The 14,430-nt window shown below is 61.1% G+C and carries 13 protein-coding genes; 8 read left to right on the top strand and 5 right to left on the bottom strand.

All coding sequences use genetic code 11. The annotated features are described in order from the left end of the window. Positions 1 to 298: 298 nt before the first annotated feature. The 6 genes from QZM67_RS27005 to QZM67_RS26980 all read left to right on the top strand — a co-directional run bounded on the left by QZM67_RS27005 (position 299) and on the right by QZM67_RS26980 (position 9,481). Positions 299 to 3,151 (top strand): type VI secretion system Vgr family protein, encoded by a 2,853-nt coding sequence (locus QZM67_RS27005; RefSeq protein WP_301808093.1) that lies wholly within the window; start codon positions 299 to 301, stop codon positions 3,149 to 3,151. A 25-nt stretch (positions 3,152 to 3,176) separates the two neighbouring features. Continuing rightward, complete coding sequence (locus QZM67_RS27000; RefSeq protein WP_301808091.1) at positions 3,177 to 4,481, top strand: VRR-NUC domain-containing protein; 1,305 nt, start codon at positions 3,177 to 3,179, stop codon at positions 4,479 to 4,481. A gap of 38 nt (positions 4,482 to 4,519) precedes the next feature. Beyond that, positions 4,520 to 5,863, top strand: coding sequence for a type VI immunity family protein (locus QZM67_RS26995; RefSeq protein ID WP_301808304.1), 1,344 nt, complete (start codon positions 4,520 to 4,522; stop codon positions 5,861 to 5,863). Between the two features lie 76 nt (positions 5,864 to 5,939). After that, positions 5,940 to 7,280 carry a type VI immunity family protein gene (locus QZM67_RS26990; protein ID WP_301808302.1) on the top strand — a complete coding sequence of 447 codons (1,341 nt, stop codon included), beginning with the start codon at positions 5,940 to 5,942 and terminating at the stop codon, positions 7,278 to 7,280. A gap of 8 nt (positions 7,281 to 7,288) precedes the next feature. After that, entirely contained in the window at positions 7,289 to 7,576 is a 288-nt protein-coding gene (locus QZM67_RS26985) for a PAAR domain-containing protein (protein ID WP_301808089.1), read from the top strand. Positions 7,577 to 8,431: 855 nt separating this feature from the next. Continuing rightward, the gene (locus QZM67_RS26980) at positions 8,432 to 9,481 is read left to right on the top strand and encodes a DUF3592 domain-containing protein (RefSeq protein ID WP_301808086.1); all 1,050 of its coding nucleotides are present in this window, start codon (positions 8,432 to 8,434) and stop codon (positions 9,479 to 9,481) included. A gap of 54 nt (positions 9,482 to 9,535) precedes the next feature. Here the strand turns inward: QZM67_RS26980 and QZM67_RS26975 are convergent, their stop codons facing one another. Next, complete coding sequence (locus tag QZM67_RS26975) at positions 9,536 to 10,150, bottom strand: CGNR zinc finger domain-containing protein (RefSeq protein ID WP_175025766.1); 615 nt, start codon at positions 10,148 to 10,150, stop codon at positions 9,536 to 9,538. 81 nt (positions 10,151 to 10,231) lie between these two features. Between QZM67_RS26975 and QZM67_RS26970 the strand changes: the two genes are divergently transcribed. Next, entirely contained in the window at positions 10,232 to 11,047 is an 816-nt protein-coding gene (locus QZM67_RS26970; protein ID WP_301808084.1) for an alpha/beta fold hydrolase, read from the top strand. A gap of 30 nt (positions 11,048 to 11,077) precedes the next feature. On the opposite strand, the gene QZM67_RS26965 is transcribed toward QZM67_RS26970, so the two are convergent. From QZM67_RS26965 to QZM67_RS26955, 3 genes are read right to left on the bottom strand one after another with little or no spacing between them, the layout of a single operon-like run. Further along, positions 11,078 to 11,836 (bottom strand): amino acid ABC transporter ATP-binding protein, encoded by a 759-nt coding sequence (locus QZM67_RS26965; RefSeq protein WP_301808081.1) that lies wholly within the window; start codon positions 11,834 to 11,836, stop codon positions 11,078 to 11,080. Next, entirely contained in the window at positions 11,833 to 12,513 is a 681-nt protein-coding gene (locus QZM67_RS26960) for an amino acid ABC transporter permease (RefSeq protein WP_043184753.1), read from the bottom strand. Before QZM67_RS26960 ends, QZM67_RS26965 begins: the two co-directional genes overlap by 4 nt. A gap of 14 nt (positions 12,514 to 12,527) precedes the next feature. Next, the gene (locus QZM67_RS26955; protein WP_301808074.1) at positions 12,528 to 13,310 is read right to left on the bottom strand and encodes an amino acid ABC transporter substrate-binding protein; all 783 of its coding nucleotides are present in this window, start codon (positions 13,308 to 13,310) and stop codon (positions 12,528 to 12,530) included. A 327-nt stretch (positions 13,311 to 13,637) separates the two neighbouring features. On the opposite strand from QZM67_RS26955, the gene QZM67_RS26950 reads away from it, so the two are divergent. Continuing rightward, entirely contained in the window at positions 13,638 to 13,910 is a 273-nt protein-coding gene (locus tag QZM67_RS26950) for a hypothetical protein (RefSeq protein WP_175025770.1), read from the top strand. Between the two features lie 89 nt (positions 13,911 to 13,999). On the opposite strand, the gene QZM67_RS26945 is transcribed toward QZM67_RS26950, so the two are convergent. Continuing rightward, positions 14,000 to 14,430 (bottom strand): aldehyde dehydrogenase family protein (locus tag QZM67_RS26945; RefSeq protein WP_301808070.1); only part of this gene is annotated, 431 nt, incomplete at its 5' end.

Here is a 14,430-nt window from a genome sequence, read left to right as displayed (position 1 = left end):
TCGTTCGTGCGATTCATGAATTCGCCGAAAATATGAGATAACCACTCAGAATGACTGCAAATCGCTGCTTGCTGTTGCTCGTGCCGTTAAGGCATAAATTGTGGTAAAAGTTACGCTTTCGTCAGACGCAACCACGCAGGTGCGTCCCATTTTTTAACCATATGTCAAAAATTGACACATTTAACATTCGCCACGGAATTGAGATTCGTATATTAAAAATAAAAAATTCACCACGGTGATTAATCCTCCATCACGGTGAGTTTTTGACAATAGAACTTGAGAGATCAAAGGATAAAGCATGGTACTCAGACCACCTCAGATCGGGGGGCTGAAGAGTCGTGACCTGTATGAGGCCATACACCGGGGCTTGCTACAACACGACCGGCTATTGATGCTGGATACACCGCTCGGCAAAAACGCATTGACGCCTTTGCGAGCGCGCGGATCGTCCGAAATCGGGCGGGACTACCATTGGACGGTCGATGTTGCATCACTGCGCGACGATACTGCGCTGCAGTCGTTGATGCACCAGCCCGTTACTCTCTGGATTCAGCAGCGTACCGCACCTTTTGCCGACTCGGTCTATCGCCCGGTACATGGTTTCGTGCATCAGGTCGGTTATCTGGGCGGGGACGGTAGCGTGTCGACGTACCAGCTCGAATTCTCGTCTGCCCTCATTTTCCTAAGCAAGACTCATAACGACGAAGGCTGGCTTGAGAAAGATGTCCGCGACGTCGTATCCGAGGTGTTTAACCGGTATGCGCAGTTGCAAGGGCGCTTTCGTTTTGAGCTGACGCGCGAGCCGATTGTGCGCTCGTGGTGCAGGCAGAGCGAGTCGGATTTGAACTTTGTCCACCGCCTGTTCGAGGACGAAGGCTGGTACTTCTATTGGGTGCATGAGCCGACCAAAGACGGCGAGCCGCCGAAGACGACACTTGTGATTGTCGATCAGGTGTCGTCACTGCCTGGTGCGAAACCGGCCGAATACTATCGCGGCAACTCCGATCATGAAGCAGACGGGCTAACCCAGTGGGCGGCAGTGCAGACAATGCAGAGTCTGCGTTATGTGTCGAGCGCGTTTGACTACAAGCGCCCGACCTCGCGTTTTCAGACAGAAAGTGCCCTGCAATCCACGACCTACACGACCGCCGATGACCGACAGTCGGCGTCGCGCAGCATTCCCGCTGCCCCCATGACGGTCTACGAGCCGACCGCCTATGGCTACGCCAATACGGATCGAGGCGAGAACCGTGCGCATCGGCGCGTTCAGGCGTGGGATTCACGTGCTCGACGCTATTACGGCATTGGCGGGCTGCGCTGGCTCGATGCTGGATCGCGCTTCACGCTGAACAACCATCCTCGTCATCCAGACAGCGATCCGAAGAAACGAGAGTTTCTTATCGTCACCGCAGGCTGGTTCATCGAGAACAACGTACCGATCGGTCAGCAGGTGACGGAATATCCACGCAGTTTGCGCGCAACACTGGCCGAGCAACAAGCGGCACACGGAGAGCGTTTCAGTACTCCGGGACACGCGCAGGACGGTTCCATTGGATTTTTTGTCATCGAGGTAGAGGCGCAGGAAGCCAGCATCGAATACCGTAGCCCGCTCGTGCATGCGAAGCCGAACATGACGATCGAGCACGCCATCGTCGTGACGCAGCAAGGCACGGAATCCTGGACCAACGAACGCAATCAGGTGCGCGTGCATTTCGCATGGGATCACAAAAACCCGGACGGCACGTTCGCCTCGTCGCCGCTGCTGTCCACCATGCAGGCCGATACGGGGAACGGCTATGGATCGGTCCACGTCCCGAGGGCCGGGGAATGGGTTCTGGTCGCGTACTGGGGAAACGACTGTGACAAGCCGTTTATTTTGGGGCGCGTGAACGGTGGCACGACTCCGTCCCAATGGCATTCGAACATTCTGCTTTCCGGGTTTCAGTCTCACGGCTTTGGCGGTACAGGCGCATTCAACGCGTTCGTCCACGACGATGCTACTCATCAGAGCGGGACCCGGTTGATCAGCTATACCGGCAAGAGCTACGCCTCGATCTCGCAAGGCTATCTGATTCAGCAGAGCGGCAACACGCGGGGGCGATATCTCGGTTCGGGATTGCTCCTTCATGCCGACGACTACGCGTCGCTGCGCGGCAATCGGGGCGTGTCGATCAGCACGCATCCCGTGTCACGCGATAGCGATCAACTGGACGTGGACGAGGCGCGAGAACAGCTAACGCGATCGAAAAACCTGTTTGGCAGCATTTCGGATGCAAGCGAACAGCATCAGGCCGAAACCTTTAAGCCCGGTGTCGATGCGCTGACGACATACACCGACGCGACACGGCAATCTGAATCCGGCGCGGCATCCGGTGGCCGCACGGCTGGCGGCGGAACGGGCAACGCGAATGCCTTTGCTACGCCACTGTTGTTGCTTGCCAGTCCGACCGGGATCGGCCTGTCCACGCACCAGTCCTTGCACTTCAGCGCGGATCAACAGGCGAACTGGATCAGCGGACAAGATTCGTATATCGCGGCAGGTGGATCGCTGCATACGGCGGCCATCGATCACCTGAGTTTGTTTGCTCGCAATCTGGGTATCAAGGCTGTAGCCGGTAAAGGCAAGGTCGAGATCCAGGCACAGGACGACAACCTGGAGATGATCGCCCAACAGCTCGTCAAGCTGTTGTCGATCGCCGGTCGCGTGGAGATCGCCGCCGATCAGGAGATTGTCTTGTACAGCGGAGGCGCGACGATCCGCATCAAGGGCGGCAACGTATCGATTCACGCTCCGGGCAGCGTCGATTTTAAGGGTGCGTCGTTCACCTTCTCCGGGCCGGCTAGCGAGTCGTACGCCATGCCCCAGTTCAAGCCGTCCTATCAGACGCAATACGTGCTGAAAAACCAGACTGACGGCACACCGTTAGTCCGACACGCCTACGAACTGAAACTTCCATCGGGCCGCACCATGGTCGCCCATACCAACGATCTGGGCGAGACCACACCGGTTTTTACGCCGAGCGCACAGAGCGTCGGCCTCAAGGCGTTCGAACCCGACAAACAGGACTTGGAACCGTGGCAGTACGCAGGCGGCGGCAAACCTGATATTTGGGCCGATTACCTGAACGTTGTCACCGACGAGCACGCGTGAGCGCTGACGGCACAAGGAGCAAGCAATGGAAGGGAAACTGCAACCCGCAGGCGAGTGCCAGACGATCAAGGAGCGTAGACCTGAGTACGCCTTCTTGCCTTCGCCCGCCGCGAAGGGCTATTTGCAAGAGAAGGTCGAAACGGCGCTGAAAATGGCGAGATACAGTCCTGTCCGATTACCTAGTGGGTCGATCATCTACAAGTTGCTCATGCAGCAGGCAATGAGTGTGCCGATGATTATCGAGGAGAGAAGTAAGAAGTGGAATTGGTACTTCCAGTACAAGGCCGAAGTCAGTTTTGATATGACATCGGTCGGTGCAGTCGGTCCCGACATTCCACCCATTCCATTTTTGGCCAAAGCGAAACCGAAGGGAACCGAACGGCGGCGTAGCCTTGCCCGATTCCCAAAGGGGGCAACCGTAGGGAAGCTACGCCGCCCTGATGTCATCATCGTCAAAGACAAAGATATTCTTTGGCCGGGCCGGGGCACCGTAGATCGCGAAGGCGGGCGTCATCCCGACAATATGCTGCGACTGGTGGAGGTCAAGTTTCCCGGCGATACTCTGGGAAGAGACCAGGAGTTGGCCTATCAGCGAATCGCTGGCGACTACAACACTCGAATGACCGTGATCGACGTAAGCGACTGCAACGGCGAGCTCAAGAAAATTCCCAAACCGGTGCCGATTCCCGCCCCGAAAACAGCGGACGAACAGCAGCGCCAACGCGCGGCTATTCGTACCGTGCCCGCCATTCCCCATCCCGTCTGGTACGAAGACTGGTGGCAGAAAACGGGCGAGGGTATCGAGCACGCCATCGCGCCACTTTGGGATGCTATTCATCACGGATACGCGAATCTGTCTGCCGAAACCCGCGCATTCCTGCATCAACACGCCGCATGGCTGTTCACGGCGGGACAGTGGATCGTCGACAAAACCCATAGCGCGTGGGTGTGGGTGGATGAGAAGGGCCAGGAGATATTCCGCTATACGGCTGCGCAGCTCAAGGCTGGATGGGAGGCGATTGAGCAAACCAGCGACCTGACGTGGGAAGTGCTGATACACATCGATTGGGCGCAGGTCGGTCTTACGCTCATTGAAGATGCCGCGGTCGCAGTAGCCATTGTCGCCGGCGTTGCCATCGTTGTTCTGCTTGCCCCTGAGTTGATCGCAATCTTTGCGGCGCTGTGTGCCATCATCGCGGCGGGTGCGGAAATGGTGGTGGCGCTTGCCGCGACGCTTGGCGTCGTGATCGAAGCAGGCGCGGACATAGTTGTTGCGCTGGCCGCGTCGATGGGTGAAGAAGGCGTAGCCCTCGCTGCTGGCGCAGGTTAATGGATTCCACTATCAGTAGATCAACAGACAACACTGTTATGACCATGAGTGATTCGAAACCAGTATTGACGCCGTTGCAGGCACTCGGCCGCTATCAGGAAGATTTGAGCGTGCGGCTGATGGACAACACGATGGGCGTGTTACCCGGTGTCATCGGGACGCTCTTCTTTGAACGCGGTTCGCAGCCCGAAGTCCGGCAGGCCATCCTCGATTGCTTTAACCGATTCGATGAGATGTTCGGTGAGCATTTGAAGGGGGGCAAAGACACCGACATGGGGAAGTTCACCAAACGGACGGCGAAGGGTGTCGACAAAATTCTCCGCGCGATTTCTGATACGCCGTCACATTTGGCGGTAAGCGTACTGCGCTCTAGTGCGACCGACCAAGACACGGCCGCAGAATACGAAATCGGAGTACTAACCGGAACGGCACTCGCTCAGGACTATGTCTATCCTACTGGGTTACTGCGCGTAGCGAAAGGTAGGGAATCAAGCCTATCGTACTTAAAATTCAACGTACCGATGGACCTGATCACAACTGATACAGGTCTTGCACAATACGAAGCATTCCTACGCTACGCCTGCAACAAGCTTGTCGTACGCTGCGGCTACGGCGGATTGGCACCGATTCTACCCTTCAGTTACCACCGCTATATGCCTCAAGAATGGGCGCTTGCGGAACGTTTTAGCGGACTCGAAATTGACAGCACGGCACACCTTCAAATCGATGTGCACGGCTCGAGTTCCTACGAAGGAAAATCGATCGAGGAAATGACAGCACACTATGATTTTCCGAATCCGGGCGCAAAGGTCGCCCGTTGGGGTTTTATCAAGAGCGTGAACTGGTACACGATTCTTGGTGAGTTGTTCATCGAGCGATTGGGAGGAGAAGCAGCAATTCGCGAAAAACTCGCTCGCCCCGATATCCACATCGAACGTGCGAACGCGTGTCTCATGATTCGTGCCGGTGACTTCCCCCGTCTCGGCGCACCGGAAGAAGGCTTACCCGAGCCATACGTATTCGTGAACAGCGTACTGCGTGTGCTGCGTGATCCGAAGCCAGACGGCCTGCATACTTACATTCCCGATCTACCGAGCGCGGATATGAAGAACGCGCGAAAGTGGGTTGCGCGCTTCGATTTGCCCGATGCTCCGCCGATTCCTGCCCCGCCTGCGATCGTCCCGCAGCCCGCCAAGCGCGAACCGAGCCGACAGAGTGTGCGCGGAGGTCAGCCTTGTCCGGAAGCAGGCTATTGGGACACGCCTGCAAAGGCAGGGAGCCGTCGCTACTTCGAAGCAGGTGAAGTGATGCCCGTCATCGAGGGGAGCCAGTGGGGTACGACAAACTGGCATTGGTCCCCGAACGATAAGCAAGACGAGTGAGGTCGATCATGACTCGATATGTGATTTGCAATTTGCGTTGACCGACGGCGGCAAGACTGCTGCACCCAGCACTGTTATGACGATGAGTGATTCGAAACCAGTATTGACGCCGTTGCAGGCGCTCGGCCGGTATCAGGAAGACTTGAGCGTCCGGCTGATGGACAACACGATGGGCGTGTTACCCGGTGTCATTGGGACGCTCTTCTTTGAGCGCGGTTCGCAGTCCGAAGTCAGGCAAGCCATCCTCGATTGCTTTAACCGATTCGATGAAATGTTCGGCGAACATTTGAAGGGGGGCAAAGACACCGACATGGGGAAGTTCACCAAACGGACGGCGAAGGGTGTCGACAAAATTCTCCGTGCGATTTCTGACACGCCATCGGATGTGGCGGTAAGCGTACTGCGATCTAGTGCGACCGACCAAGACACGGCAGCAGAATACGAAATTGGGACGTTGACTGGAACCGCAAGCGTCAAAGACTATGTCTCACCTTCTGGATGGACAACCAAAAAGGGCCAAGAATCCGGACTGTCATATCTCAAATTCAATGTACCGATGGATTTGATCACCACTGATGTAGGTCTAGCGCAATACGAAGCATTCCTGCGCTACGCATGCGATAAGCTTGCTGTGCGTGGTGGCTATGGTGGCTTAGCACCGATTCTACCCTTCAGTTACCACCGCTATATGCCTCAAGAATGGGCGCTTGCAGAGCGCTTCAGCGGACTGGAATTAGATAGCGCTGCGCACTTACAGATAAGAAGTTACAGCCCGGTCTCCTATGAAGGAGAGTCGATAGAATCTATGACCACCTTTTATCCAGGATTACATCCCGGCGCGAAGGTTGGTCGATGGGGTTTTATCAAGAGCGTGAACTGGTACACGATTCTCGGTGAGTTGTTCATCGAGCGATTGGGCGGCGAGGCAACGATTCGCGAAAAACTTGCACGCCCCGATATCCACATCGAACGTGCGAATGCGTGCCTCATGATTCGTGCCGGTGACTTCCCTCGTCTCGGCGCACCGGAAGAAGGCTTACCCGAGCCATACGTATTCGTGAACAGCGTACTGCGTGTGCTGCGAGATCCGAAGCCAGACGGCCTGCATACCTACATTCCCGATCTGCCAAGCGCGGACATGAAGAACGCGCGAAAGTGGGTTGCGCGCTTCGATTTGCCCGACGCTCCGCCGATTCCTGCCCCGCCTACTATCGTCCCGCAGCCCGTCAAGCGCGAACCGAGCCGACAGAGCGTGCGCGGTGGTCAGCCTTGTCCCGAAACAGGCTATTGGGACACGCCTGCAAAGGCTGGGAGCCGCCGCTACTTCGAGGCAGGCGAAGTGATGCCGGTCATCGAGGGGAGCCAGTGGGGTACGACAAACTGGCATTGGTCCCCAAACGATAAGCAAGACGAGTAAGGTCGATCATGACTCGATATGTGATTCTCGACGGCGATCTTACGACGGTGGCCGGTGTGGTCCAGGCCAAAGCAACACCGTTCGCACTCGACGGCAGGCACATCGCACATGAGCAAGACGATGTGTTCTGCCCCGTGTGCAAATCGATCGGAAAAATTCAGTGTGACGGCCCCCGACTTCCCATGACGGGGCCGGACGGTCGTCGCGTTGCACTGAGCGATGACCTCTGCATCTGTAAATGCCCGACTCCGCCGAAGCTCGTCGCGTCGCAGCAGGTAATGAGTGTCAACGTTTGACGCTTTGATGTTGTTGGGCCGTGTGGCAGTACCCGACGATACCTATTCTCCGCCACTCACTCGTGCTTCTCAATGACGCATGGGCGACGATAGACAAATCAAGGTTAATCAACACCAGTATTGAATGCCGATCTTTTAAGATCATTCGGCAGCTTCTGATCGGCAATCTATATTCCCCGATATCTGTCCCTACAAGAAAAAAGCCCGCACGAGGCGGGCAAGTGATCCGAGACTACTAGTGCAACCCCAAGGCCGAGGATGCTGGTCGCAGGGAAGCGAGCTTTTCGGAACACCCCGTTCCGTCACTGTGGCTTCAAGGTGCATCCCGACCACTTCGAATTCACCACGCCACACTCGCTTACCGCGACAGACTCCAGGCCCATGGGTAAGGCTAACCAGCAGAGTCCCCCGGCCATCGTCCGGTCTTTTGCCGGTCTTCGCGGCCACCGCCTAACGTATTTTTACGCGGCATGACCAAGCCCTTGTCATTGATTGGGCCAAGATATCCAGCGCAGAGACGTGAAACCCGTTTGCATAAGGACTTCGACCACCTACCAAGGTGTGAGCCTTAGCCCCCTATGTTTCCTTACATAGATCAGTCCCTTATTTTTTCCTTACGTTCTCTTAATCCGTAGGTCGAGTGTTCGAGTCACTCACGCCCCACCAGGAATTCCGAAGCCCGGTTAGCGAAAGCTAACCGGGCTTTTTCCTTTTCCGCCGCCGCACTCGCGACGCGCCCCCCCTTTCGCAGTACGCCACCGCACGCCCGTTCCGCATCGTTTCCGCTAGAATCGTCCGACAAATATCACACGACCGGCGCAGGCACTGCCGTTTGCCCGCCGGCACTGAGAGAACATGGGACGTCACACATGGAAGCATGTAACCGAGACGCGACCATTCAGAGAGCCTGGTTGCGCCGATATCGGCGAGTCCGTCGGGACACGCCACTCCCCCGATCACACCGGCGTCCGCAGTGCGACGCACGAACCGGATCCGGTCATGCCGGGTAAGGACGCGCTCGTCGCAATCGCGCTCGGCGTCCTGCTGCTCGTGCTGGCCGGCATGCTCGCCGTCACGGCCGGCCAGGCGACCGGCCAGCTGGTTCGGGCGCCGGGCACCGTCGTGCGCATCGTGCAGGACAGCGACGCGATGCGCGCGTATCGGCCGATCGTCGCGTATCTCGCGAACGACGGCCAGCGCCGCGAAGTCGCCGGCAATACCGCATCGACCGTCCCCGCCTACGACATCGGCGAGAACGTCGAGGTATGGCTCGACCCGACCCACCCCGACCGCCCCGCACTGATCGACGATTTCACGCAACGCTGGTTTCCAGCCGCCGTGCCGGTGCTGCTCGCCATCGCGTCGTTCGCGATCGGCGGCCTCCTGATCGTCGGCGAACGCCGACGCCGGTCGTCCGCCCCGCAGCCGGCCCGCCCTGCCCGCAAGCACGCGCGGAGCCGCTGGGATATCGCGATCGTGCTGATTCCGATCGCGATCGGCACGGGCTTCGTCGCCGGTGCCGGCGTGGCCGGCCTGCGTCAGTGGCAGATCGTCCACCACTACGCGCGCTCGACCGGCCACGTCGTCGAGATCGCGAAAAACGCGCGCTCGACCCGCTCGCGCACGTCGCTGTATTCGGCGATCGTCGCGTTCACGACCGACAGCGGACGCCAGATCACGTTCGCCCAGGGCTCGGCGGCGTCGCATCCGGGCCTGCACGAAGGCGAAGCGGTCAACGTGCTGTACGACCCCGTCACCCCCGAGCGCGCGATCGTCGACCGCTTCTGGGATCGCTGGGGCCTCACGGCCATCCTGTTCGTGATCGGCGCGCCGTTCCTCGCGGCCGGGCTGTTCATCGCCGTGACGCTCTGGCCGGAACACCCGCAGCACGAAGCCGCTCGATGACGCTCGCGCGCCGGCCGCGCACCGCGTGGCACGGCAACCGGCCCGGCGCGCGCGTCACCGCTCCCTGAACGCCTCCACCTTCGCGCGGTTCCCGCACGTGCGCATGTCGCACCAGCGGCGCCCGACGCCGCGGCCGCGATCGACGAAGAACCACGTGCACCGGCCGCACTGCCGCACCCGCGCGAAATCGTCGCTGCGCAGCAGCTGCTCGAAGCCGAGCGCAGCCGCATCGACCCAGCGCGATGCGGCGCGCGCGTCGGGCCGCCATGCGAACCGGCCGTCGACCGCATCGAACGCGCTGCGCCCGATCGCCTCTCGGATCGCGACGGCGAGCCGGTCCGCCGCGCGCGCGCCGGCCGTGCCTCCACCACCGGCAGTCAGGTGCGCGATCGCGGTGTACGCATCCTCGCGAAAGCGATGCAGCGTCGCCAATGCGTCCGCACCGTCCTGCCGCGCATGACGCAGAAGCCGCGCCAGATCGGCCGGCGCCAGCAGCCCCGATCGTTCCGCCCACGCATGCACGGCCGGCCAGTCGACGAGCTTGTCCGCGTCGCGCGTCTTGCCCGTGTCGGCCACCGTATTGAGGAAGTCGAGCGCCGGATGGCCGCCGACGAAATCGGCCGCACCCCATTCGTGCGCAGATCGCTCAGGCTCGTATCGAGTAACCATTTAATTTCACCTATCAGTTTCACACCCGGACGATCCGGAGTAACCTGTTAACAACCAAAACAGGTTAGCACGGAGATGCCGATGCTCGAACTCGCCAATCGCTTCATGTTCGAAGGCCACCGGATTGCCTGGGGCACGCTCGGCGAAGGCCCGCCGCTCGTGCTCGTGCACGGCACGCCGTTTTCGTCGCAGGTGTGGCGCCGCATCGCGCCGTGGCTCGCGCGGCGTCATCGCGTGTTCTTCTACGACCTGCTCGGCTACGGTCAATCCGACATGCCGGACGCGGACGTGTCGCTCGGCCGCCAGAACGGGCTGTTCGGCGCGATGCTCGACGAGTGGAAGATTTCACGCCCGCGCGTGCTCGCACACGACTACGGCGGCGCAACCGTGCTGCGCGCACACTTCCTCGACGGCGTCGCCTACGCGGACCTCACGCTCGTGAATCCGGTCGCGATCGCGCCGCAGGGTTCGCCGTTCGTGCGCCACGTCGCGCAGCACGAAGCCGCCTTCACCGGATTGCCCGCGTATGCGCATCACGCGCTCGTGACGGCCTATCTCGGCAATGCGGTCGCCCGGCCGCTGAGCGACGACGCGCTGTCGATTTACCGCGCGCCGTGGCTCACACCCGACGGTCAGGCCGCGTTCTATCGCCAGATCGCGCAGATGCGCCAGCGCTACATCGAGGAAGCCGAGGCACGTTACGCGCTGCCGGACTTTCCGGTGCGCATCGTGTGGGGCGAGGACGATGCGTGGATTCCGCTCGAACAGGGCCAGGCGCTGGCCGATCGCATCGCGAACGGCCAGCTGATCAGGGTGCCGCGCGCAGGCCATCTGGTGCAGGAAGATGCGCCGGAGGCGATCGTCGCGGCGGTGCTTGACGGATCAGGGCAAGGTTGACGCCGCCGGTGCCGTTTGTCACGGGTCGCGTCAGAACACCGGCACGCCCTGCGCGAGCGTCGAGAGGAACTTCGCGGTGCGCGGATCGCGCGGGCCGCCGAACAGGTCGCGCGACGCACCGGCCTCGACGACGCGGCCCTCCGCGAGAAACACCGCATCGTGCGCGATCGATGCGGCCAGGCGCAGGTCGTGCGTCGCCATCAGCATCGTCGTGCCTTCGCGCGCGAGCTGGCGCAGCACCTCGACCACTTCGACCGACAACTCCGGATCGAGCGCCGACGTCGGCTCGTCGCACAGCAGCACCTGCGGCGACGGCGCGAGCGCACGTGCGATCGCGACGCGTTGCTGCTGGCCGCCCGACAGCGTGCCGGGCCACGCGTCGGCCTTGTCCGCGATGCCGACCTTCTCGAGCAGCGCGAGCGCGCGTTCGCGGGCCCGTTCGCGCGGCCAGCGCTGCACGGTGACGAGCCCTTCCATCACGTTCTGCACGACACTCAGGTGCGGAAACAGCTGGAAGTTCTGGAACACCATGCCGGTCTGGCGACGCACCGCGAATACGGCGTCGCGCGCCGGCCGGTGCGCTGGCGAGAAGTCGATGCGTGCATCGCCGACCGTCAGCGCGCCCGCCTCGGGCACTTCGAGCAGGTTCACGCAACGCAGCAGCGTGCTCTTGCCGCTGCCGGACGGCCCGATCAGCGCCGTCACGCTGCCGGGCTGCAACGCGAGGTCGATCCCGTGCAGCACACGATGCGTGCCGAATGACTTGTCGATGCGTTCGAGCCGGATCATCGCCATTCCGCCTGGAACAGCGCGTGACGGCCGAAGCGGATTTCGAGGCGACGCTGCAGCGTGGACAGCACCGAGCTGAGCAGCAGATAGATCAGCGCAGCCTCCGTATAGAGAATCATCGGCTCGTAGGTCACGGCCGCGATCCGCTGCGCGGCCTGGAAGATCTCCGGCACGGTCAGCACGGCCGCGAGCGACGTGTCCTTCACGAGCGAAATGAAAGCATTCGACAGCGCCGGCAGCGCGACGCGCGCGGCCTGCGGCAGGATCGCGCGGCGCAGCGCCTGCGGGCGCGTCATCGCCATCGAGTATGCGGCCTCCCACTGCCCCTTCGGAATCGATTCGATCACGCCACGGATCACCTCGGCGTTGTACGCGCCGACGTTCAGCGAGAAACCGATCACGGCGGCCGTCAGCGGATCGAGCACGATGCCGACGCTCGGCAGGCCGTAGAAGATCACGAACAACTGCACGAGCAGCGGCGAACCGCGAAACAGCCAGATGTAGAAACGCACGGCGGCCTGCGCCCAGCGCGGCCCGAACAGCCGCACGAGCGCCGCGCCGAAGGCGAGCAGCAGGCCGATCGCGAACGACGCGAGCGTGAGCGGAACCGTAAACACGAGCCCCGCGACGAGCAGGGGCCGCAGCGATTCCGCCATCAGGTGAAGCCAGGCCGGCACCGTTCAACCTCGCGTCACGGCTGCGACACGTCGCGGCCGAAATACTTCTGCGAGATCTTCGCGTAGGTGCCGTCCGCCTTGATGTCCGCGAGCGCCTTGTCGATCGCGGCCACCAGCGCGGGGCTGCCCTTGCGCAGCAGCACGCCCGATGCGTCGCTGGCGCCACCCGTGTCGGTCGCCGCGATCTTCAGCTTCGCGTCCGGCTTGTGCTTGCGGAAATCGAGGTACGACAGCGAATCGTTGATCGTCGCGTCGACGCGCCCCGAGCTCAGCAGGTCGATCGATTCGTTGAAGCCCTGCACGGGCACCACATATGCGCCGTGCGCGGCCGCGAGCTTGCCGAAATTGCTGGTCAGCGTGTTCGCGGATTTCTTGCCCTTGAGATCGTCGAACGAGCGGATCGTCGTGTTGTCCGCGCGCACGATCAGCACCGCGCGCGACGTGATGTACGGCGTCGAGAAATCGTATTTCGCCTTGCGCGCGTCGGTGATCGACACTTCGTTGACGACCGCGTCGTAGCGGTTCACGTCGAGACCCGCGATCAGCCCATCCCACTTGCCTTCGACGAACTGCGGCTTCACGCCGAGACGCTGTGCGATCGCAGTCGCGATGTCGACGTCGAAGCCCGTCAGCTTGCCGGTTTCGTCGTGGTACGTGAACGGCGCGTAGGTGCCTTCGGTACCGATCCGGAACACGCCGGACGACTTGATCTGCGACAGGTCGTCGGCAGCCAGTGCGCTCGTGACCGAAACGGCCTGCAGCATGGCGACGACCAGGATGGAGCGAAGGAATTTCATGGTGCGGACCCCGAATGATTGGAGGGAATATTCCCGAGGCACATGCATGCCGTTCGAGAGGTCCGCGAATTCTACCGACGCGTCGAGGCCCGGCAAAAACGCAAATCGGCTATCGATATGAGCGCGTCGAATAACGCGCCGGCCAGCCACGCGCATCCCGCAGATGAAATCCGTCGCGATGCAGCACGACGATCGTCCGACGATTCGTTACCAGCGGTTACAGAAGCGACATCGCGGTATCACCCATTCGGCATGCGCTACGTACCATGAAGACAGGTGAACCTGTTGCTCGCGGGCCTAGGGCCCCACGAGCGGAGTGAACGGCAAATGAAACGCATCCTGTTGTCCAGTGCTCTCGGCATCGCGGCCGCCTGCCTGTCGGCAAGTGCGTTCGCGCATGCCGACATCGGCGTGTACTTCGGCGTACCGGGGCCGGTGATCGAGGCGCCGCCGCCTGTCTACTACACGCCGCCGCCCGTCGTGTACGAGCCTGCGCCCGTCTATTACGGCCCGTACTACGGCGAATATCGCTATCGCCGCTACCGGCACGACAACGGCTGGCATCGCGGCTGGCGACATCACCGCGACGACGACGATTGACCGTCGCCTGGCGCCTGTCGCAGGCGCATCCCGCCGGGGGACATTCCGCGCGCCGGCCTTCGAGCCGGCGCGTCCGCATTACACGTCGCTTACCACGGCAGCGAATACGTCTTCGTATTCGTGAAGCTCTTCATCGCTTCCTGCACGCCTTCCTTGTAGCCGAGCCCCGAATCCTTCACGCCGCCGAACGGCGTCAGTTCGAGCCGGTAGCCCGGTACTTCGCGCACGTTCACGCTGCCGACTTCCAGCTCGGTGATGAAGCGCGTAATGTTGTCGAAGCGGTTCGTGCAGACCGACGACGACAGCGCATAGTCGGTGCTGTTCGACATCCGGATCGCTTCGTCGATGTCACGGAAACGCATGATCGGCGACACCGGGCCGAACGTCTCGTACTTCACCAGCGGCATGTCGGGCGTCACGCGATCGATCACCGTCGGCGAATACAGCGCGCCGTCGCGGACGTTGCCGACCAGCAGCCGCGCACCGCGCGCGATCGCGTCGTTCACCTGCTGCTCGCAGA

The sequence above is a fragment of the Burkholderia sp. AU45251 genome (assembly GCF_030482905.1).
Taxonomy (GTDB): Bacteria; Pseudomonadota; Gammaproteobacteria; order Burkholderiales; family Burkholderiaceae; genus Burkholderia; species Burkholderia aenigmatica.
This window is presented reverse-complemented; position numbering and strand designations above follow the sequence as displayed.